17 protein-coding genes are annotated in these 20,669 nt (G+C 69.4%); 9 read left to right on the top strand and 8 right to left on the bottom strand.

Annotated features, from left to right (window positions below):
• Window positions 1-54: 54 nt before the first annotated feature.
• A complete protein-coding gene (locus tag D9598_RS19255; RefSeq protein WP_109517857.1) occupies window positions 55-1,839 on the bottom strand; it encodes a hypothetical protein in 1,785 nt (594 codons plus the stop codon).
• Complete coding sequence (locus tag D9598_RS19250) at window positions 1,823-3,799, bottom strand: SIR2 family protein (RefSeq protein WP_198368132.1); 1,977 nt, start codon at window positions 3,797-3,799, stop codon at window positions 1,823-1,825. Before D9598_RS19250 ends, D9598_RS19255 begins: the two co-directional genes overlap by 17 nt.
• Before the next feature lie 270 nt (window positions 3,800-4,069).
• Here D9598_RS19250 and D9598_RS19245 point away from each other — a divergent pair, with 270 nt between their 5' ends.
• On the top strand, window positions 4,070-5,746 hold the full coding sequence (locus D9598_RS19245) for a hypothetical protein (protein ID WP_099095870.1): 1,677 nt from the start codon (window positions 4,070-4,072) through the stop codon (window positions 5,744-5,746).
• 40 nt (window positions 5,747-5,786) lie between these two features.
• On the opposite strand, the gene D9598_RS19240 is transcribed toward D9598_RS19245, so the two are convergent.
• On the bottom strand, window positions 5,787-6,080 hold the full coding sequence (locus tag D9598_RS19240; protein WP_099095871.1) for a hypothetical protein: 294 nt from the start codon (window positions 6,078-6,080) through the stop codon (window positions 5,787-5,789).
• A 249-nt stretch (window positions 6,081-6,329) separates the two neighbouring features.
• Here D9598_RS19240 and D9598_RS19235 point away from each other — a divergent pair, with 249 nt between their 5' ends.
• Window positions 6,330-8,258, top strand: a complete 1,929-nt coding sequence (locus D9598_RS19235; RefSeq protein ID WP_099095872.1) for a competence protein CoiA family protein — start codon at window positions 6,330-6,332, stop codon at window positions 8,256-8,258.
• A 221-nt stretch (window positions 8,259-8,479) separates the two neighbouring features.
• On the opposite strand, the gene D9598_RS19230 is transcribed toward D9598_RS19235, so the two are convergent.
• The 4 genes from D9598_RS19230 to D9598_RS19215 form a co-directional block, all read right to left on the bottom strand.
• A complete protein-coding gene (locus D9598_RS19230; protein ID WP_099095873.1) occupies window positions 8,480-8,968 on the bottom strand; it encodes a hypothetical protein in 489 nt (162 codons plus the stop codon).
• Between the two features lie 127 nt (window positions 8,969-9,095).
• A complete protein-coding gene (locus tag D9598_RS19225) occupies window positions 9,096-9,389 on the bottom strand; it encodes a hypothetical protein (protein ID WP_141563145.1) in 294 nt (97 codons plus the stop codon).
• Window positions 9,390-9,557: 168 nt separating this feature from the next.
• Window positions 9,558-10,067, bottom strand: coding sequence for a hypothetical protein (locus tag D9598_RS19220; protein WP_141563146.1), 510 nt, complete (start codon window positions 10,065-10,067; stop codon window positions 9,558-9,560).
• An 86-nt stretch (window positions 10,068-10,153) separates the two neighbouring features.
• Window positions 10,154-10,687, bottom strand: coding sequence for a hypothetical protein (locus tag D9598_RS19215; RefSeq protein WP_099095876.1), 534 nt, complete (start codon window positions 10,685-10,687; stop codon window positions 10,154-10,156).
• Window positions 10,688-11,306: 619 nt separating this feature from the next.
• Between D9598_RS19215 and D9598_RS19210 the strand changes: the two genes are divergently transcribed.
• The 7 genes from D9598_RS19210 to D9598_RS19180 all read left to right on the top strand — a co-directional run bounded on the left by D9598_RS19210 (window position 11,307) and on the right by D9598_RS19180 (window position 19,451).
• Complete coding sequence (locus D9598_RS19210) at window positions 11,307-12,431, top strand: substrate-binding domain-containing protein (RefSeq protein ID WP_109517859.1); 1,125 nt, start codon at window positions 11,307-11,309, stop codon at window positions 12,429-12,431.
• 137 nt (window positions 12,432-12,568) lie between these two features.
• Entirely contained in the window at window positions 12,569-13,429 is an 861-nt protein-coding gene (locus D9598_RS19205) for a metalloregulator ArsR/SmtB family transcription factor (protein WP_099095878.1), read from the top strand.
• 1 nt (window position 13,430) lies between these two features.
• On the top strand, window positions 13,431-14,480 hold the full coding sequence (locus D9598_RS19200; protein ID WP_099095879.1) for an ArsJ-associated glyceraldehyde-3-phosphate dehydrogenase: 1,050 nt from the start codon (window positions 13,431-13,433) through the stop codon (window positions 14,478-14,480).
• Entirely contained in the window at window positions 14,480-15,706 is a 1,227-nt protein-coding gene (arsJ, locus tag D9598_RS19195; protein WP_099095880.1) for an organoarsenical effux MFS transporter ArsJ, read from the top strand. Before D9598_RS19200 ends, arsJ begins: the two co-directional genes overlap by 1 nt.
• A gap of 142 nt (window positions 15,707-15,848) precedes the next feature.
• A complete protein-coding gene (locus tag D9598_RS19190; protein WP_245906461.1) occupies window positions 15,849-16,667 on the top strand; it encodes a PhnD/SsuA/transferrin family substrate-binding protein in 819 nt (272 codons plus the stop codon).
• Window positions 16,664-18,145: an ATP-binding protein gene (locus D9598_RS19185; RefSeq protein WP_198368130.1), complete on the top strand. Its 1,482-nt coding sequence runs from the start codon at window positions 16,664-16,666 to the stop codon at window positions 18,143-18,145. The genes D9598_RS19190 and D9598_RS19185 overlap by 4 nt, the downstream gene beginning before the upstream one ends.
• The gene (locus D9598_RS19180) at window positions 18,135-19,451 is read left to right on the top strand and encodes a sigma-54 dependent transcriptional regulator (RefSeq protein WP_099095883.1); all 1,317 of its coding nucleotides are present in this window, start codon (window positions 18,135-18,137) and stop codon (window positions 19,449-19,451) included. The genes D9598_RS19185 and D9598_RS19180 overlap by 11 nt, the downstream gene beginning before the upstream one ends.
• An 84-nt stretch (window positions 19,452-19,535) precedes the next feature.
• On the opposite strand, the gene D9598_RS19175 is transcribed toward D9598_RS19180, so the two are convergent.
• A complete protein-coding gene (locus D9598_RS19175; protein WP_176559831.1) occupies window positions 19,536-20,447 on the bottom strand; it encodes a DUF4365 domain-containing protein in 912 nt (303 codons plus the stop codon).
• Window positions 20,448-20,669: the final 222 nt, after the last annotated feature.

Below are 20,669 nucleotides of genomic sequence, written 5' to 3'. Positions count from 1 at the left end.
GTTGCACATGGGCTGCCACATGGCCTTCTCATGGCGTCGCCGCAGGGTGCCGCCTCAACCACCCTGTCGGCGCAGGTTCGCGTCCAGCTGAGTGTACCGGGGATCCGTGCTCAGATCCGGATTGGCGTCCAAGACGCGTCTCAGCAGGCGGCGTAGCCCCAGCCCATCCCAGGAGTTCCCCAAGCCATCTGTAATCGCGTCGAGTAGCTTCAGAACGTCATTTGGGAACCGCTCGGGGAGGTCGTTCTCGGCCAAGTTGTGGACAAGGCGGAAGTGCTGGTTGCACCGGACCACCGTGCCCGCGATCAGGTCCACGGCCAGCGGGAAAGCCTCCCCGCTAGCGGCTGCCGCCAGTGCGAGGTTTTCGGAACTGCCCGCGTCGCGCAGGCCGACATCCTTGGGCCAGGCTTCGTCGATCCAGGGGCCAAGTCGGGCTTCCCAGAAAGCCGCCGCCTTCGCCGCGTCATCCGGCATCATGCGGTACAACTGGAACGCGGCGTGGCGGCGTGCCTCCGGATCTGCCGACCGGAGCAGGGATTGGGCTTCCTTTGCCTCGATGAGACCGGGAACCTCGATGCACGCCATCACCAAAAGCGACCAGAGCTGCTCCTTCGAGCGGTGCACCTCGCTGTCGTGATGGCGCAGCGTATCCAGGAGATCGTCCTTGAGCGCCGACAAGACCTTGGGGTGAATGGAACCCCCGGCGATGAAGCCCTTCCACAGGGCCGCGGCCTCGCGGGGTACCGTCCAGCTGAACTTCGGGACCAAGTGCTGCTGCGCCCAGTCCTGCTGTGTCATGAACAGGGCGGTCAGGTGGCGCGCCAGGATCACGCGTCCAAGCAGAAAGCCGTCCCCGCCGCCGGACGTCACCTGACGCAGGCGTAGTTCCGCCTCCGCCGGAATGCCCTGGCCCACTTTCGGTTGGTAGGCAAAGAAGCGGTGCAGGAGCGCCTCGGTCAGGCGCCCCGGCGGCTCGTTGATCGCGGCGTCCAGGGGGCTGGTATCCGGGCCGAGAGAGACAGGTAGCGCGAAGAAGATCGGAGCCAGCCGGTCCCAGAGCTGCCAGAAAAGGTCGGCCGGATCCGCTGCGGTTACTCGCGTGGCTCCCGGAAGCCAGTACCCGATGGCCCAGGCGACTTCCCGGTTCTGGAGGAACGAGTCCGGCGCCTGGAGCAGGAGGGGAGCCATTCGGCGGAACAGGGCGGCCTTGGCACAACCCCGCTTCATCCCGCTGAAGGCAACCAGCGTGGCCTGCCAGGTGTCACCCGGCCAAATCCCCCGGGCCGCGAGCTGCTCGAGCACCCTCGCAGCCGCCTTTGGCCGTGACGGAACCACCTCGCCCCAGAGCGCCATCAGGGATTCTCGCGTGTCGTCGAAGGCGCGGTGCTGGCGGACGGCGGGCTCTTGCAGGAGCGAGACGAGCTCCTCCAGCTTCAGCGCGCGCATCTCCCTCTCCGACACGCCCGCGCGATCAGGCACGCCCAGGCGTTCGAACTCGAACCCGAGCCTCACCGACGACGGCGCTTCCACGGGGCCGTGCGCCGCCTCGTAGGCCGCAAGGAGAGCGGATGCTTCGGGCGGCAGCGGTCTGTCGCCCGCGTCGCGCATCTCGGCCAGCCTCGAGGCGAGCTGCCACGCCCGCCGGTCGGCATCCTCGACATCTGGTGGACCGGCGACAGCCCTCCCGGCCAGCCGGGCGGCGCTTTCCTCGGGCAGTTCCCGCCAGAGCCGCCCCAGGAGGCGCATGCTTTCCGGTTCGTGACGCCTTGACCACAGGATGTCGCCGGACAGCAGGTAGTCGAGACCTGCCGCCAAGCGCGCTTCAGACTGCGTAGGCATCGAGAGCCATCCTCTGAAACAGGACGTAAGGGAGCGCCCGCCAGCGGAGCAGAAGGGCATCCGCCGCCTGGGCGTTCGTTTCCCTCAACGCCTCCATCGAATCCCGCGTCACGTCGATCAACCGCGTCCAGTCCTCGTAACCACGGGCCTCGGGGCCGGGTCGGACCGGGCGGTACATGACAGGGAGCGGATCGCTGGTTTCGCCCGCCTGCCCCACCAGGGCAAACAGGTCGAGCGCGCGCTTCAGCTGGCTGGTCAGGTCATCCGCCACCGCCGCGAGAAAGGCCGTCCGGCCCCGGACTGCCTCGAGCAGGGATTCGAGCATGTCGCCGCAGGCCAGCTCGATGTCGATGGCGACGTGGTCTCCAGCCGTTGGCAGACGGAAGGAGGCGGTTCCTCCAGGAGGCGACACACTCGGCTCGAAAAACGGATGGGTGCGCTTGATCCGTGGGATAGGGGCCATCATCCGCGTGAAGTCCTGCCGGGTGACATGGTCGTCCGCCCCGCCCTTGAGGCGCGTCCAGCACGCATGAACGTCCGCGAGGTCCGCCATGGGCGCGCGGGCCATAGGATGCGCGACCAGGCGCCAGGCCGCCTCCAACCCGGTGTCGAGATGCGGTTTCTCGTTCGGCTTCGCGACGGCACCCGGCGCGGCGGCGGGTTCATCCAAGCGGTCCAAGATCGCCGTCTGCAGGGCGGGGTGAGGGCTGCCACCTTTCAGCACCCAGTCGAGCAGCTCCGGCTTGTCCAGGTGCCGCGTCAGCCAGACCATCAGCTGGAAGTGGGTTGGCGAGACCCAGCGTGCCGCCACGTCCTGGGGGGTCTGGGACACCGACGCACCCGTCGCGGGGAGGCTTGCGCGCACGCCGAGGAGTTGCCACTCCTCGAGCACCGGCAGCCATTGGATCGGGGCAGGCACCTCGGCCTTGGCGAAGCTGAGAACGGCAGCCGGTTCCTCCAGCGCCCAGCGCACCGCCTCCACCTCGTGATCGACGGAGTAGGGGGGGACCGGGATGATGTCGGAGGCCCGCTCGGCCGCACGGATGCGTGCCGTGAGCCCGAACTTCTTCCGCTGCCCCCACTCGGCGAGGGTGTCGTAGAGCAGCGAGTGGTCGTGATTGGGCGCCGCGTACGGGATGGGCTCGACGCCCTTCGCGCGCCACGCCTCCTCCTCCTGGGCCATGGCCGTCGGATCCTGGTAGGGCGCGAATGCCCAGGCTCGTGGCGACGGTTTGGCTGATGACCCAGCAAGCTGACGCTCGGCGGCGAAGGCGTCCATCAGGTAGCGCATCACCGGGTCGTCGACGCTGTATCCCACGAACAGCACCGGGTACTTGGTGAACAGGTCGGTGACGAACCGACTGGCCCAGCGCTCGGTGAGGTATGCCAGCCCGAAGTCGCCGGTGGTGTAGACCAGTGACTGCACCGACGTGTGCTCGCCCGTGGCGCCGGGTGCGATCTTGCCGTGAAGGTAGGCGACGCTGCGCCAACGGTGCTGCTTCGGCACGGGCAGCATGGGCGCGACGTCGTTGGTGACCTCGTAGCCCAGGGCCTTGGCAGCATGGTCGAACTGCGGGTCGAAGTTGGTGGTCACCATGCGGAAGCCGCCGTCCCGCAGCCGGGCCAACTCGAGCACCGCCTTGTGGCGTTCGAACGGCGCCGTGACCGTCAGCACGTCGACAACCGCCTGCCGCACCCGGTTTCGGCCCAGGCGCTGCTCCAGCAGGTGTAGGGCGCGATCGTACTGGTACCCCGTGAGGGCAGCCTGCTCCTGGTCATTTAGGACCTGCCGCAGCGCCCCCGTGACGCTGTTCACCAGTTGGCTGAAGGAAGGCATTCCGGCGACGCCGGGCCCGGTGGACATGGACACACCTGCTCCGCAGAACAGGACCAGTTCCTCGTCCTCCAGGGCGCGCCGGACGGCGTCGGGGATGTCAGGGCCGTCGGCCACGAAGCGCATGGTTACATCCGGTCCCGCCGCGCGCGGGCCTGCCCACCGGCGGGCAGCGGCGCCCGGCGGCGTGCTCCGTCAACAATACAACAAGGATTCAAACCCGGGAGCCCCCACCATCACGACGTGCGTCGTGGCGGGCGTGGCGCCTTGCTGATCCCGCTGACGAGCCTTCTGAAACGTGAAACACCGGCTGGATCGCAGCCGAGAAACGAGGCAGATTCCATGGCAGCGCAGTTGCGGCTTCCAGTCGCCGGACGCTGCCGCCGGAGCTCGCCCATGATCGTCTTCCCCGACACCAACTTCTTCCTGCACCACCAAGATCCGGCAGCTATCCCGTGGGCGCAGATCACTGGGGACGACCACATCAGATTGGTGATCTGCCGCAACACCGCTCGGGAACTTGACAAGAAGAAGTTCGAGCTACAGGGGCGCCCGCAGAAGAGGGCGCGCAAGTACGCGGCTGTCATCGCCGAGGTGGTGGAGACGAAGCAGCCGGTGGAGCTGCGGGCCGCCGATCCAAGGGTGACCCTTGAGATGGCGCCACCGCGCCCTGGGGCTTGGGCAGTGCCGCCTGACCTGGAGGCTCCCTTCATCCTTGGGGATGATGCCTTCGTCGCCGATGTCTTGCACTTCCGCGACGTGATCGGCGAGGACTGCACCGTCCTCACCGCCGACAGCGGGCCTCTCGAAAAGGCGGCGGGCCACGGTCTGCCGGTGGTGCGTACCACGCGACCGGGCTGGCAACTGCCCGACGAGCCGGACACGCGCGACAAGCGGATCAAGGAGCTGGAAAGGCGCCTGGAGGAGATGGAGGGCGATGGTCCAGCCATCGCGGTCGAGGTGCGCCTGCAAGATGCCCCAGCTAGGGTCGTTCCGCTTGATGTGGTGCGATACCCGGTCCTGGCCGAGGAACGGGTAGAGGCTCTGCTGGCGGAACTCCAGGCTCGACACCCGCGGGTGGTCGAGTTCCCCAGGCCAACCGAGGCGGACGAAAAGGATCCGTTCACACCTGCCGCAGGCCAGCCCTTCGACCTCGCGGAACTCGAGGGACCGTTCGACTGGGTTGGGCCGACGGAGAAGCAGCTCGCCACCTACAACACCGCGTACGACACCTGGCTTGAAGAGGCACGCGCCCTCATCGACAACCTGCCGAAGCAGCGGCAGCGGCCGGAGTTCGACGCATCATTCAAATTCTGCCTGGAGAACGTCGGTGTCGCTGCCGCAGAAGGTGTTCGGGTATCCCTGGAGGCAACAGCCGGACTGCTTCTCAAGGATCTCGATGATGGTCCCAAGAAGAAGGCGGCGGGGAAGGCAAATGCTGTTGCGCAGCCTGTTCCGACGTCGCTCCGGCCGCCGCCCAAAGCCCCCGGCTGGCGTAAAATCTACCGAGAGGTGGCCCAGCCGACCCCGGACACTGTGAAGCCGAACAGGACGATGTCAGTTCTCGAGGCCATGCGCATTGCCGAGGCGGGCGGCGCATACGGATCCGCTTTGGCGGAGCACGAACGCATGCAGAAGATCATGCGGGATGCCGGTCTTGGGCCCCTGCCGGGAATGCCTGGCTTGCACGGTAGCGAGATGCTCAGCGGCTTGGGCTACCGCAGTCCAATGGAGGAGTTGCGAGTTCCCGTGGATTCCTTGTTCCCGCGCCAACCCAAACCGCGGGATCCGGAGGATTTCTACTGGCGAGGTGGAGCGCCTGTACGCCTGCAGGCGCGATGGGATCTCGAATGCGAGCTTCTCCGCCATCACGTCCAACCGAGGGTATGGACGCAGGCCGTGGTGGCGCGGCTCGACCGCCTCCCCGGAAACGGCGGCTCGATCCGGGTTGAGGTGCATGCACGGAACCTGAAGCGGCCATTTACGAGGGACGTGCCGGTGCGCATCTCAGTGCGCGATGAGGACACCGAGGCTCTGGTACGCGCAGCGCTTTTCGGCCCTTCAACTGGGTGAAGGGGCGGCTTCCCTAGAGGTGCCGCTTCCTAGCCTCCAATCACCAACCGCGTTCGTAGCGCGGGCCATAACCTTGCTGGTGCCGCCACGCCCGGCGTTGCTCGCGTTCCTGCTCGATGCGCCAGGCTTCGCGCCGCGCGGCCTCGGCGATGAGGGCCTCGTCCCGCTCCCGGCGCCACTCCCGCCACTGCTGGCGCCGCTCCCAGTTGCCGTCGTACGGCCGCTGGTCCCAGTACTGCACGGTCTGGGCAGCGGCTGGCGGGGCAGCCAGGATGCTGGCGGCAGGGGCCGCGGACGCGTTGTGCGCCGCCAGCGTGAGCAGACTCGCTGTCATTGCGGCTGCTGCCGCCACTACGATCCGACGCATCTGAACCTCCACGGTGGGATGCCGAGGCTGGCAAAGTCGCAGGACAGCTTGTCGGCTGTTGGGCTGAACGATGGCCTCCGCGGGGCAGCCAAAGCCATCGCGGGGGCCGACCTGCTCGTCCGGCGGGGCTCCGAACCAGCGAGTTGATGCTATGCTGCCGCCTCCCCGAAGCTCACCGGCGCCATGGACGGACCAACCAGCTGCCAGCCTCCCGCGATGCATGACTTGGACAGGGACGGCACCCGGCTCCCCTACGGCTTGGCCGAGGATGGCCGCCTGGCCCACGTGTCGGAGGTGGCCTCGGGGCTGGCGTGCCGGTGCCGCTGCCCAGGCTGCGGCGAGCGGCTGGTGGCCCGCAAGGGTGCCATCAAGGTCCACCACTTCGCCCACCACGTGGACCGCGCTTGCGTCGGCGCATGGGAAACCACCCTGCACCGGCTGGCCAAGGAGATCGTGCTGGAAGCCCGCGACATCCTCCTGCCGGACGCGGTGGCCGAGGTCGACGGCCTGCGCCAGGACGTCGCCTTCGCCACCGTCTTCCCCTACGAGGCGGCGGAGGCCGAGGTCGACATGGGTGGCCTGCGGCCCGATGCCGTCATCCGCGGCCGGGGCAGGGAGCTGCTCCTCGAGTTCCACGTCCGCCATCCCTGCGGCCCCGAGAAGCTGGCCCTCCTGCGGGAGCGGAACCTGCCCGCGGTCGAGATAGACCTCTCCCGTGTTCCCCGGCACGCCTCCCGTGCCGAGCACGCCGAGCATGTCCTGCGCGCGGCGCCCCGCCACTGGCTGCACAACGCCAAGGTCGCCGTTGAGGAGGAGCGCCTGCGGCGCATCGCGGCGGAGCGGGCGGCAGTCGAGAAGCGGCGCTTGCAGCGGCTCCATGGCCGGATCGCCGACGAGATCGCGGGCGCCTGGGTTGAGCCGGTGAGCCCTGGCCACTCCAGCTGGCGCATCAGGGCCGTGGACGCTGGCTTCGGCGGGTTCGTCGGCCGGGCCGTCCCCGGTGACGGATGCTTCGCGGTAGTCGCCGAGACGTGGCAGGCGGCGTTCCTGGACCATGTCGCCATTGGCGCCGCTGGCCACTGGGTGACGGGCGACGCCGCGCTCAGGACCCTCCAGAAGCGGCAGATGCTCAAGGCGCCGTTCCAGATCCGGCGGAACTGGGAGCCGGAGCTGGTCGCGCACATCCAGGAGCGCGTGCCGGGCTTCCGCCCGCCCCACGAGGTCATCGCCGACTACGCCGACTGGCTGGCGGAGCGCGGCCTGCTGATGCGCGTCCGCCAGGGCTGGGTGGCCGCCCAGACCGTCGGGTGGGAAGCCAGGCAGCGGATGGAGGCGGCGAGTGAGGCGAGGCGCCGCCAAGGTGAACTCCAGGACAAGCTGGGCACCATGCTGAAGGCGGCTGGGCTGCCCTGGGCGGACACGGCAGGCTGGCTGGAGAGGGCTGTCCCCGAGTTCGGTGCGGTGCCTCGTGTGCTGGCCGAGGAGGGCGGCGAGGGCTTCGGGCGCCTCATGCGAAGGCTCGATGAGCTCGAGAGGATGGTCCAGCCGCAAGCCAGTCCGTACGAGGGCGGCTTGCTGGGCCTGCCGCTGGATGCGGTGCGGCTGAGGCGCCGGGACGAGGCGCGTGCCCGGCAGGAGGCCGCACGCCTCGAGCGCGAGGAGTTCGCGCGGCAGGCTGCGGAACGCCGCCGCCAAGAGTCAGGGGACTTCGTGGGCACCCTGATGACACGAGCCGTCGCCTTGATGGGTCAACATGCGGGCACGACCTGGGTCTGTGATGCGGTCAGCGCCGCAACCGGGCTGCCCCTCGACGAGGGGCAGTTCGCCCTGGACTGGCAGGCGAGGAACCGCATCAGCGAGGCGATGGCGGGCGAGCGGGACCGCATCATGGCGACCCGGGAAGCCGAGAGGCGCCGCCTCGACAAGGAGGCGGAGGCTGCCGCCGTTGTGGCAGGCTGCCGGAGCAGGCTGGAGGCGGAGGTGATGGCCCGCTTCCCCGGTCAGCCGGACTGGGCGCACATGTGGCTACGCGGCAAGCACCCCGCATTGGGCCGGTCGCCCTGGGAACAGTGCGTCGACGAACGGACGCTCGAACGCTGCAGGAGCCTGCTCGATGCGGCGCGGCCTAAGGGCAGGCGGCGGTAAGGTGATCGGCACGGGCCGATAGCTTGGAGGGCTCCATTTCCAGCCCCCATGACCGAACATGGGGCACGCTGCTCCGTTGTGGCAGGTCAGGAGGACAACCGATGATCGATCCCACATCCGAGATGGCTCGCCTCGTGGAGAGGGCGAGGCCGTACGTTCCGCAGAGGATTACGCTGGGAACTATCGTGCTTGAGGGTGCCGCACCTCGCCTCGCTTGCGTCTCAGTCGAGCAGCATCCCGATCAGGACGGGGACCACGTGCGGCGGCAAGATGATGTCGAAGGTGCCGCCTTCATGAAGCCGTCCAGAGACGAGGACGAGATCGTTTGAAGTCGGCGAGGCGCTCACCTCGGCGACCATCGACCGGGTCGCGTAGTCATTGATGTTCCCGGCATTGGCGGCCGATCCCATGCCGCTGGACGCCTGCTGGAATGCAGCCATCCCCGCATCGAAAGCGGCCATGTCCGAGCCCGCCACCCGGGTCACCAGGTGCCCGACAGGTGCGGAGCCGAGCGCATCGATGAGCTGATCGCGTCCCCTCGATGTGAACGCGAGCGTCCTGTCCGAGAGGGGAGGATGCCGGAAGGTGATGGCGTAGCAGGGCTCTCGAGCAGTCTCCGTGATGTGCGCGAGGGCGACCCTTGCGCCGATCACGACGCCGGGCCGGTAGGTTCCAGGCTTTGCCGGGGTTTCAATGCTGTCGTCGGCCATGGATGCCATCCGCGAATTCCCGGCAGCCTATAGTCGCTTGGCTCGGGCGGCGACAGGCGAATGTCACAGAGGGTTATGCCGATTTGGCTGTGGCCCGCCGCGTCTCGACGCGACCGCCTATCGGCTCTCATGATCCGATGATGCCAAGGATTCCTGCGCCCAGCTTCCCGGCGTCCTCCTCGCGCAGAACGACGGTGACCGGCTGGAGCACATGACCGGCCGGATGCCGCAGCACCGCTTGGCCGGTCACGCGGACGATGCCGCCGACCCGCTCGTAGGCGAAAGCGAACGCGCCCTCGGGGCCCCGCGACAGCTCCAGCATCCAGGACCCGTCGGCGCCCTGCACCACCGGCGGCTGTCCCTCCGGGCGTGCCAGCGGGGCAGGGGTGTGGCCGATGAACGTCGTGTCCTTGCCGGGCATGCGCATTCCTTCTGCTTCCGCGCACGCCGTCCTTGGTGACCAACGACCAAGCCTTGCTGGCGTGCGGCGGCGAAGGTGGCGCCGACGCGATCGCCGGTCCAATCACAGGAACGGCGCCGCGCGGCGGGACGGAGGCGACGGCCGCGCGACGGCCCGCATGACCGGGCGTCAATCCTTCGCGGACGCCTTGCCGCCGGACGCCTCCATGACGACACGGACCATCATCTCGACGGCCGCCGACCGGCTGCCCAGCCCGTTGTAACTGGCCAGCGTGTCCAGCCATCCGGCAGTCTCGGCGTCTATTCGGATGGTGCGGAAATCCTCTGCCCGGCGCACCTCGTCACGCAGCTTCGCCAGCAGCCGCGCCCGCGTGGCCACGGCGAACTTCTCGGTCACCAGCAAGTCGGGCGAGTGCGGATTCAGCACGTGCCGGGTCAGCCAATCCGCCTGCGCGGCGCCACGTGCTGCGCGCCACGCCGTGCGGCGCACCGGGAATGAATCTGCGAGCGCGTTGTGCTCTTCGTCGGTCGCCTCGGGCGGGAAGGCCAGGATGGGTTCCGGCCCCCCAGCCTCCCGGTACTGCCCGACGCGCCTCAGCACGCCCGGGTGCCGCATCGCCACGCCAGCTTTGGCCAGCCACGCGAAGCAATCGTCGCCGACCTCCTGCTGGAGCAGCATGGCGGCCATCCTCTCACGCCTCGGCGTCGTGCGGCGGCCCATGGTGGTTGTCCTTTCCCCGACGGCGTGGCGGCGGGCAGCCCCGGTTACCCGGCGCCCGACCCATCCCGTTTTCCTTCTGATGACCTCAGGTGCGTGGTCGCGACCCGGGCCATCGCCTTCACCGTCTCCGAGCGGCTCGTGCACCCGAACAGCCTGCGGCCGATCTCGTCCAGCCCGAGGGCCGTCTCCTCGGAAACGCGGACCGTCAGGACAGGGCCACGGGCGATCCGCGCCCGGTCGCGGAGCTTGGCCAGCAGCCGGGCGCGCAGCGCTTTCGCCCGGTCCGGAGGAAGCAGGCAGTCAGGGGAAACCGGGTCCAGCACGTGGCGCAGCAGCCAATCGTCCTCGTGGCGCTGGCGCGACCGGAGAAATCTTTGCCTGGCGGCCTCGCCTATCGGCTCCGACCCGCCGCTGGCCGCGACGGGGCCGCGCGAGTACGCGTGCAGGACGCTCCTGAGAGCGTCCGAGTACAGCTTGGCGCCGTGCGCCCGCAGCCAGCCTTCGAGGTCGAACCCGAACTCGGACCGCAGCAGCCGCAGCAGTTCCTTGTCGCGTTCTGCTATCGGTGGCGTGCCCATGCAGCGCCCAATCCTTGTTTCTCGGCGGACCTCGACGGTGCCAAGGGGCAACGCGAATACCGTGGAACTCCACGGCCAGCAAGCGCCGCCCCACAGGGCGTGGAGCTCCACGGTAAATGCGCAGGGTCAATCGGCCACCGGCGCCGCCGCGTCGGCGTCACTGCGTCCAGGGAAGCCATTCCGGCGCGATCCGTAGTGAAGTTCCGCGCGATCCGTAGGGGAAGAGCCCCGTAACCGACTGATTCCGCGAGCGGAATCGGCTCCGAATCTTGAATAGATTCCAGGGGGACCGCGCGCCGCCGGTTCGGCATGCCTTAGTCGGCCAGCGACGAGGTGCGGCGGCAGGCCGAGAAACAGGGTTGACCGCTCTGGGTTCCGCGCACGTCGTTGGCTGCGCGGAGGCTCCCATCCGGCTTCCGCCAGGCGCGGGCAGGACGGCTGGCAGCCCGCCAGGGCTTCGCTGATGCGCCGTACGCCCGCCATCAACTGGCATCAAATGCCCCTCCCCCGACGGGGAGAGTTCACGGAACTGAAACAGACAGCTTCTTGGCGAGATGATACGACGTTTCCACAAATATCGAACCGACGTTCGATATGCGCGAAGCAGGAGTTCACGGCGATGTCGTCGAAGCCGACGTCCGGCGCCACAGCGGCCGGGACCACGAAGCCAAACCGGGCAGGGGCCTTGGTGCCGCGGGCGGGTAGGCTGCTCGCGCTGGCGGGGACCGCGGCGGCTTTCCTCGGGGTGGCCGCGCCCGCGCAGGCCGAGACCCGAGAGGTCACCCAGGTCACCGGCAGCTCCACGGTGGCCCCGTTCAGCCGGGCCGTCGCCGAGGCGGTCGGTAAGGCAGCGGGCGGGGAGCGGGTCCGGGTGGCCAGCACCGGCACGGTGCACGGCTTCGCCCAGTTCTGCCGCAGCAACGGCCTCGGCAACCCGGACGTGCAGGACGCCTCGCGCCGCATCAACGCGGGCGAGTTCGCCCTGTGCGTGCGGAACGGCGTCAACGAGATCATGGAGATCCCCATCGGCTACGACGGCATCGTCGTCGCCCACCGGAAGGGCCTCGCCTCGCCGAACTTCACGCTGGCTCAGCTCTGGCTCGGCGTTGCCAAGCAGGTGCCGCGGGACGGGCGGCTCGTGCCGAACCCCTACACCTCGTGGCGCCAGATCTCGCCGGAGCTGCCGGACTGGCCGATCCGCGTCATCGGCCCGCCGCCGACCTCGGGCACGCGCGACAGCTTCACCGAACTGGCGATGATCCCCGCGTGCCGCACGGCACCGGAGGTCCAGGCCATCGAGGAAGCCGCCGAGCGGACCCGGGTCTGCTCCACGGTGCGCGAGGACGGCCGCTGGACCGACGCCGGTGAGGACGATCATGCCATCGTGGCCAAAATCGCGAACGGCGCCGACGGCACCCTGGGCATCTTCGGGTTCAGCTTCCTGGAGGCCGCCCGCGACCGCATCGAGGGTTCGATGGTCGGCGGGGTCGACGACACGGTGGAGACCATCGCCTCTGGCCAGTACCCGCTCTCCCGCCCGCTGTTCCTGTACGTGAAGCGGCCGAACATCGACCGCGTGCCCGGCCTCAAGGAATTCCTCGCCGAGTACGCCTCTGATCACGCCCTGGGCCGGGAAGGCTACCTGGCCCGCATCGGGCTCGTGCCGTTACCGGCGGAGCGGCTCCGCGCCATCCAGGACGCGGTGCGCAACCGCGTCATCATGGACCGGCGCCCGGCGGGCTAAGGGCGATGCGCGGCCGTGACCCCCGAGACCTCGACCCGCCTGCCGCTGGTCGGCGCCCGTCGGCCGCCGGTGGCGGTGGCTGCGCCGGGCCGCGGCCCGCGGGGGACACGGCCGCGCCGTTCGACTATGGCGACAGCATGGAAGCCACCGAAGCCGCGTCCGTGTTCTCCGCCCTCGGCCAGGGTTCCCGCCTCGACCTGCTCCGCACCCTGCTGGACGCCGGGCCGGACGGGTTGCCAGCGGGCGTCCTGGCGGAGCGGCTCGGCATCGTCCCGTCCACGCTGTCCTTCCACCTCAGGGGCCTGGAGCAGGTCGGGCTGATCCGCTCCACGCGGCAGGGGCGCAGCCTCATCTACGCCGCCCAGATCGACCGGCTGCGGCACGTCGTCACCTTCCTGACCGAGACCTGCTGCGGTGGCCGCCCGGAACTGTGCGGCAGCCTGACTCCGGCACCGGCGGCAGCACCCCTGCGGGACGGCCCCATGGTCGCCGCCTTCAACGTGCTGTTCCTGTGCACCCGGAACTCGGCCCGCTCGGTCATGGCCGAGGCCATCCTGAACAAGCTCGGCGGCGGCCGCTTCCGCGCCTACTCGGCGGGCTCCGATCCGGCGGCGCGGCCAATGGCGGAAGTCCTGCGCAAGCTGGAGAGCCTCGGCCACGACGTCTCCGCGGTGCGCAGCAAGTCCTACCGCGAGTTCCAGGGGCCGGACGCGCCGAGGATGGATTTCGTCATCACCCTCTGCGACGAGCTCCAGGGCCAGCACTGCCCCGACTTCGGCGGGCAGGCCATCACGGCGTCATGGCCGCTGCCCGGCCCCGGCCGCTACGAGGCCGGGTCTCCGGACCGCCAGCTGATGGTCAACGAGCTCTACGCCAGCCTGCACCGTCGCCTCGGCATCCTCACCAATCTCAAGGTGGACGCGCTCGACCGGCTGTCCCTGCGCCACCGCGTGGACGACCTCGGCGAATCCCCTCTCACCGTCGCAAGGGAGCGCTGACATGCGCGTCGGAATCAACGGCATGGGCCGCATCGGCCGCCTGGCCCTGCGCGCCGCCATGGGTGGCGTCCTCCGCGAGGTGGACGACCCGCGCGCGGGCAACCGTTTGGACGTGGTCCACGTCAACGAGCTCAAGGGTGGCGTCGAGGCCACGGCGCACCTGCTGGAGTTCGACACCATCCACGGGCGGTGGCGCGAGCGGATCGCGGCGGACGGCGGCGACGCGCTGCGCCTTGGCGACCGGCGCGTCGGCTTCAGCGCCGCCACGGCACCGGGCGGCGTCGCCTGGGGCGACCTTGGCTGCGATGTCGTCCTGGAATGCACGGGCAAGTTCCTCAAGCAGGAGCAGCTCCAGGCGTACTTCGACCGCGGTGTGAAGCGCGTCATCGTGGCGGCGCCGGTGAAGGATCCGGCGGCGGCCGCCCTGAACATCGTGGTGGGCGTCAACGACCACGAGTACGACCCGGCGCGGCACCGCCTGCTGACGGCGGCCTCCTGCACGACGAACTGCCTGGCGCCGGTGGTGAAGGTGGTCCACGAGGCCATCGGCATCCGGCACGGCCAGATCACCACCATCCACGACCCGACTAACACCAACGTCGTGGTGGACGCCCCGCACAAGGACCTGCGGCGCGCCCGGTCGGCCATGCTGTCCCTGCAGCCGACCACCACCGGCAGCGCCACGGCGATCGCGCTCATCTACCCGGAACTCAAGGGGCGGCTGAACGGCCACGCCGTCCGGGCGCCGGTGCTGAACGCCTCGCTGACGGACGCCGTCTTCGAGCTGCGGCGGGAGACCACGGCGGAGGAGGTGAACGCCCTGTTCCGCGACGCCGCCGCCGGGCCGCTGGCGGGCATCCTCGGCTACGAGGAGCGCCCGCTGGTCTCCGCCGACTACGCCAACGACACCCGCAGCGCCATCGTCGACGCGCCCAGCACGCTGGTGACCGACGGCACCATGCTCAAGGTCTACGCCTGGTACGACAACGAGATGGGCTACGCCTGCCGGATGGTCGACCTCGCCTGCATCGTCGGGGAGCGCGGCGTCTGATGTCGGCCGTCCGCAACTACATCATCGTGACCGGCGCCTACTGGGGCTTCACGCTCACCGATGGGGCGTTGCGGATGCTGGTGCTGCTGCACTTCTACCAGCTCGGCTACACCCCCTTCACACTGGCCTTCCTGTTCCTGCTCTACGAGGCGGCGGGCATCTTCGCCAACCTCGGGGGCGGGTGGCTGGCCGCGAAGTTCGGCATCCCGCGGATGCTGGCCATTGGCCTGACGCTGCAGATCGGCGGCCTGCTGATGCTGTCGGCGCTCGACCCGGCCTGGAGCGCCGCGGCATCTGTGGCTTGGGTCGTTTGCGCCCAGGGCATCTCCGGCGTGGCCAAGGACCTGACCAAGACGGCCTCGAAGTCGGCCATCAAGGCGTCCTCGCAGCAGGGCGCCGGTCAGTTGTTCCGCTGGGTCGCCTGGTTCACCGGCTCCAAGAACGCCATGAAGGGCTTCGGCTTCTTCCTTGGGGGCTTCCTGCTCCAGGCCGCGGGCTTCCGTCCGGCGCTCTGGGCGCTGGTGGCGTTGCTGGTGGTGGCCCTGGTGGGCGTGCTGCTGTCGCTCCCCCGGGAGCTGGGCAGGGCCAAGGCGTCCAGGAGCTTCAGGGAACTCTTCGCCAAGAACCGCGGCGTCAACCTGCTCGCGGCTGCCCGCGTCTTCATGTTCGGCTCCCGCGACGTCTGGTTCGTCGTGGGCCTGCCGGTGTTCCTGTATGGCCAGGGCTGGAACTACGTCGGCGTCTCGACCTTCCTGGCCGCCTGGACGATCGGCTACGGCGGCGTGCAGGGCCTGGCGCCGCAGGTGGTCCGCCGCAGCCCGGACGGGCTATCCCGCGAGGTGCCGGAGGCGCGGCTCTGGGGGACGGCGCTCGCGGCCATCCCCGTCGTGCTCGGCATCGTGCTGGCGACGGGCGCGGTCGGGCGCCCCGACCTCGTGGTGGTCGCCGGATTGGCCATCTTCGGCTTCGCCTTCGCTGTGAATTCCTCACTGCACTCCTACCTGATCCTGGCTTACGCCGGGTCCGAGAAGGCCGCCGAGGACGTCGGCTTCTACTACGCTGCCAACGCGGCCGGACGGCTGGGCGGGATCCTGCTGTCGGGCGTGCTGACGCAGTACGCCGGTCTGGAAGGATGCCTCTGGGGGTCGGCCGCGATGCTCGCCGCCTGCGCCCTCCTGACCTTCCTGCTCCCCAAGAGCCTCGTGGCACGTCACGCCCCCGTCTGACGCCCCGCTCGCAAAGCACGTGACAATCCGGCGAAAGGAGCGCCGAATGCAGGGCTGCAGGTAGAACCCGTAAGTGGGTCGCCTGGGGGTGGAACGAATGGCTCCAGCGTGCCCCGCAGGCCGAAGGGCCGTCCTGGCCGCCGTGGCCCTGGCCGGGCCGCGCAGGGCCCGTGCGACCTCTCTGGCCCCGGTCCGCTTCGGCCTCACCCCAGTCTTCCTCGAATCCGACCTTGCCCTGCTGCGGGCGCTGTCCAGCCAGATGGCGGCGGCGCTCGGTACCCCTGTTGAGCTCGTGAAGCGCCGGACCTACCAGGAGGTTGTCGCGCTCCTTCTCACGGGGCAGCTCGACGCCGCCTGGATCTGCGGCTTCCCCTACGTGCGGCACGCCGACAGGCTGTCGGTTCTCGCCGTGCCGGTGCACCGCGGGCGCCCACTCTACCAGTCCTACCTCATCGCGGACCCCAGCCTGCGGGCGAGGTCGCTCGCGGACCTCCGGGGCCGCAGCCACGCCTTCTCCGACCCGGACAGCAACTCCGGGTGCCTGACAACCCGTTGGCTCCTCGCGGGCGAGCACCAGTCCCCGGCGACGTTTTTTGGCGCCACCTTCTTCGCCTACGGCCACCGGAACGTGGTCCGGGCCGTGAGCAGCGGCCTGGCGGAAAGCGGGTCCGTCGACGGCTACGTCTGGGAGACCATGGCCGAGACGGAGCCTGGGCTCACCTCGACGACTGACGTTGTCGCCCGCTCCGCATGGCAGGGCTTCCCGCCGGTCTGCTGCCTCACCGTGTCGCGGCAGGGCGCCGCGGCTCGCGGCATCGAGGCGGCCCTGCTGGCGATGGCGGGTTCCCCGGCGGGCACCGAGATCCTCCGCGCGCTCCGCCTGGACGGCTTCATGCCCGGGAGCCCCGGCCTCTACGACGGCATCCGCGCGATGTCCCAAGACCTGGAGAGCCGGGCATGAGGCGTGCGGGACCGCGGCGGCTCCGGGCTCAGCTGGACCCACGACGTTGGCCGCTGCTGCTCACCGTTCCCTTGACGGTGGCGGCATTGGTGGCTGGCGTGGCCACCGTCACCGGGCAGGCGGTGCTGGCGCGTATGGAGGCGGACCAGGGGCGCCACCTGGCGGCCCTGGGGGCGGCCTTCCTCGACGGGCTGGCGACAGCTGTCCAGCCAGCCGCCGTGCGGGCCGACGTCTGGGAGGCGTTCGACGCCCTGGACCGTGCCAGCGGGCAGTACGAAGCCCTCCGGCCCACCCTGTCGGTTGTGGTCCTGCCAGACGGCTCGGTCCTGGCATCCTCGAGCCCGCGGGTGCTGCGTACCGGCGCCGCGCTGCCGCGGTCTCTGTCTGGCCCGGCTGACCAGGCCATCGCCTCGGGGTCGCCCGCCATCGACGAGCGGGCCGGGCGGGCTGTCGTGGCGCGGGTCCTGCTGGAAGGTGGCGTGCCGGTCGGTCGGCTGGTGGCCAAGGCCGACATCGGTGCGCTGCTGGCGGAGCGGGACGCGGTGGTCAGGACGCTGGTCCTGGCGAACATCGGCATCGCGGCGCTTTTCGCCGCCGCGGGCGCGCTGCTGGTCCGGCGCATCCTGCTGCCGACCGAGCGGCTCCGCCAACGGCTCCTCGAGGCCACCCAGGGGCGGCTCCCCGAGCCCTTGGATGCGCAGGCGGGATCCGGCCCTGAGCATCTGGCCCTGGTGAACGCCTGGAACGGCGCCGTGGCCGCCATAGCGGAGCGGGACCTCATGGCCGGGCGGCTGGCCCGGGAGGAGGGCCGCGCCCAGCTTGGGCGCCTGACGGCGGCCATGGCCCACGAGGTGAACAACCCGCTCGGCGGCCTGATGACGGCGGTGGACACCCTCTCCGAGTACGGCGACAGGCGCGACATCCGCGAGGAGGCCGTCGGCCTGCTCAGGCGGGGCCTGGACGACATACGCAAGGTGGTCCGCGCAGGGCTGTCATCCTGGAAGACGGGGCCGGGCGAGGCACCACTCGCGGCTCAGGACTTCGAGGACCTGCGGCTGCTCATCCGCCACGAGGTGTCACGCCGTGGCCTGACCCTCGACTGGCGCAACGACCTGCCGGACGGCGTGCGCGTCGACCGGACGCTGGCCCGGCAGATCGCGCTGAACCTGCTCCTCAACGCGGCCGCCGCCTCGCCGCCGCAAGGCGTCCTCGGCTTCCGCGCGCAGGGACTCAGCCAGGGCGGCGCGGTCATCGAGGTGAGCGATGTCGGCACCGGCCTACCCGCCGAAGCCGAAAGCCTCCTCGCGGACCCGGACGGCCCACCACCTTCTGGTGGCGGGCTCGGCCTCTGGACCGCCGCCCGGCTGGCGCGCAGCCAGGGGGGACGGATCACGCGCGAGCCGACACCGCGGGGAACGCGGCTGGTCGCCGAGCTGCCGGTCCCCTCCCACGCCAAGGAGGTCGCCCATGCCAGCTGAACGAGGCCAGATCCTCCTCGTCGAGGACGACCCGACGACGGCGGGCACCATGGCCCAGCGCCTGCGCATCGAGGGGTACGGCGTCGAGGTCGCGACCGGCGCCGTCGAGGCCGCTGCCTCGCTGGAGCGGCGGGTGCCCGACCTGCTGCTGTCCGACCTGCACCTGCCGGACGGCTCCGGGGAGGAGCTCTTCCTGTCCCAACGCAGCCGTCTCGCCGGGACGCCCGTGCTGGTGATGACGGCCTACGCTGGCGTCGACCAGGCCATCCGGCTCATGAAGGCGGGCGCCGACGACTTCCTGGTGAAGCCCGTCGAGATCCAGGACCTCCTCGGCCGCGTTGGTGCCCTGATGGCCCGGCGCGTGGTGCCCGCGGCAGACGCTACCCTGGGCGTCTCGGCCGCCATCCGCCGGATCGAGGCGACGGTGCGCCGGGCGGCGCCCAGCGACTGCCCGGTCCTGCTGCTCGGCGAGACCGGCACCGGCAAGGAGGTGGCGGCCAAGCTCCTGCACCGCCTGTCCCCACGTGCGGCGGCGCCCTTCGTCGCGGTGAACTGCGCGGCCATCCCGGCCGAGCTGGCGGAGAGCGAAGTCTTTGGCCACGAGCGCGGTGCCTTCACCGGCGCCGCCATGCGACGGATCGGCTGCGCCGAAAGGGCAGGGGCAGGCACGCTGTTCCTGGACGAGGTCGCCGAGCTGGCGCCCGGGCTGCAGGCCAAGCTCCTGCGGTTGCTCGAAGGGCGCGAGTACACCCGCGTGGGCGGCTCCGGCACGCTGGCGTTCCACGCGCGCGTCGTCGCGGCGACCAACGCCGACCTGGACCAGCTTGTGCGCGACGGCCGCTTCCGCGAGGATTTGCTCTACCGGCTCGACGTGATCCGCATCGAGATCCCGCCGCTCCGCATGCGCCGCGACGACATCGTGCCGCTGGCGCGCCAATTCCTTGCCAACGCATCCCTGGCTTCGGCCCGCGGCATCCGGGGCTTGGACAGCCGGGCGGAGCGCGCCTTGGAGGAAGCGGACTGGCGCGGCAACGCCCGCGAGCTCCGCAACAGGGTTGAGCGGGCCGCCGCCTTGGCGGACGGGCCCTGGGTCGGTGTCGACGACCTCCTGGGGGGCACCGCGTCCAACGGCGCCAGCCCCGTGGCGGCGGTCGGGACGCTGGCCGAGGCGGTCACGGACGCCGAGCGGCGGGCGGTCTCCGCCGCGCTCGCCGCCGCGTCCGGCGAGGTGGAGGTCGCGGCGGGCATCCTCGGCGTCGGCCGCTCGACGCTGTTCGAGAAGATCCGGAAGCTGGGTTTGCGGTGATCGGATGAAGCCTGAGCGGACGGTGGTTCGCCCAAACTGACAGGCAGCAGCGCTTACACCAGGCTCCGAAACAAGCGCTCAGGGCTAATCACGTTCCATGGCTCGTCTGAACGCCCATTCATTGTAGTCTTCTTCGTCGCACTCGTCTTCGTCATCCCTCTCCGGTTCCTCTGGCGGCTCAGGATCATCTGGATCCTCGAAGAAGGCTTCCACGGCGAGGAACTGCTTCGCCGCCTCGTTCAGTTCCACCTGCACGATGTGGGTCTCGATCTCGTTGGACTGTTCTTCCGCAGGGATGAGCTTGGCGTACTGGTAGGTGAGCCACGGGAAGAAGTGGTTCATGACTCCGTGAGGTGTGTGAGTTGTACCCCAGACACCAATTTGGGAATCCGGTTGGCTCTTTTCATAACTCCCGTAGTAAACGTCTATCTTGCGAAGACCCAGGGTCTTGTTGACCCAGAAGTCGAAACTGAAGAAGACTTCCTTGTCTCGGTATTCCTCCATGTCTGCTTTGTCGGCCGCGAAGCGATAACGCTTGATCGACGCACGGTCCGTGCCGATCCCGCTGGCGAGGGCGGGCTTCGCCTTCTCATCCAGCACGTTCCGAGAAGGGATGTGGATGGCCCAGCCCTTCTTTGTCTGCCTTGTCAGATGGCGTTCAACACGTTGCCAGAGGGTGAGGCCGGTTTCTGGATTGTGGAGGATCAGAAACACTGGGAGGGAGTGCCGCAGCCAGTACTCGAGGTGGCGAGGCTCACCGTAGAACGTGTACCCCTCTGCATCCTTGTGCTGGAAGAAAGAGGTGCCCGACTTAACCTGAAGCGCAATCAGCTGTCCCGTTGGCTCTCCCTCTTCGTCAACAATCTCGACTTCCGCATCGACACCAAAGTCGCTGATCGTCTGCTCGCGGAAGAACCACTTCAGGCGCTTGGTGAAGATGAGGTTCACTTCCTGAACGCCGACGCGCTCTGTCAGTGCCGTTGATGTTCTGGCCATGGGATGCATCACTGATAGCAGAAGGGGCGCAATACTACACACGACGTGCGGCGTCGGGCGAGGCCCCGACCACGATGTCACGTAGGCGCCGCAACGGTCCAGGATGCCTTTCGTTCTTGCCTTGCGAGCGGGGGCGCAAAGTCCAGCCTTCTGGACCCGGACGGCGCCAAGTCCAGCTTCCTGGACTCCGGTGACGGTCCGGTGACAGCAATCCTCCGTCAA

The sequence above is a fragment of the Roseomonas sp. KE0001 genome (assembly GCF_016107285.1).
Classification (GTDB): domain Bacteria; phylum Pseudomonadota; class Alphaproteobacteria; order Acetobacterales; family Acetobacteraceae; genus Pseudoroseomonas.
Note: the sequence above shows the minus strand (reverse complement) of the source record. Positions and strands in the feature narration are given on the sequence as shown.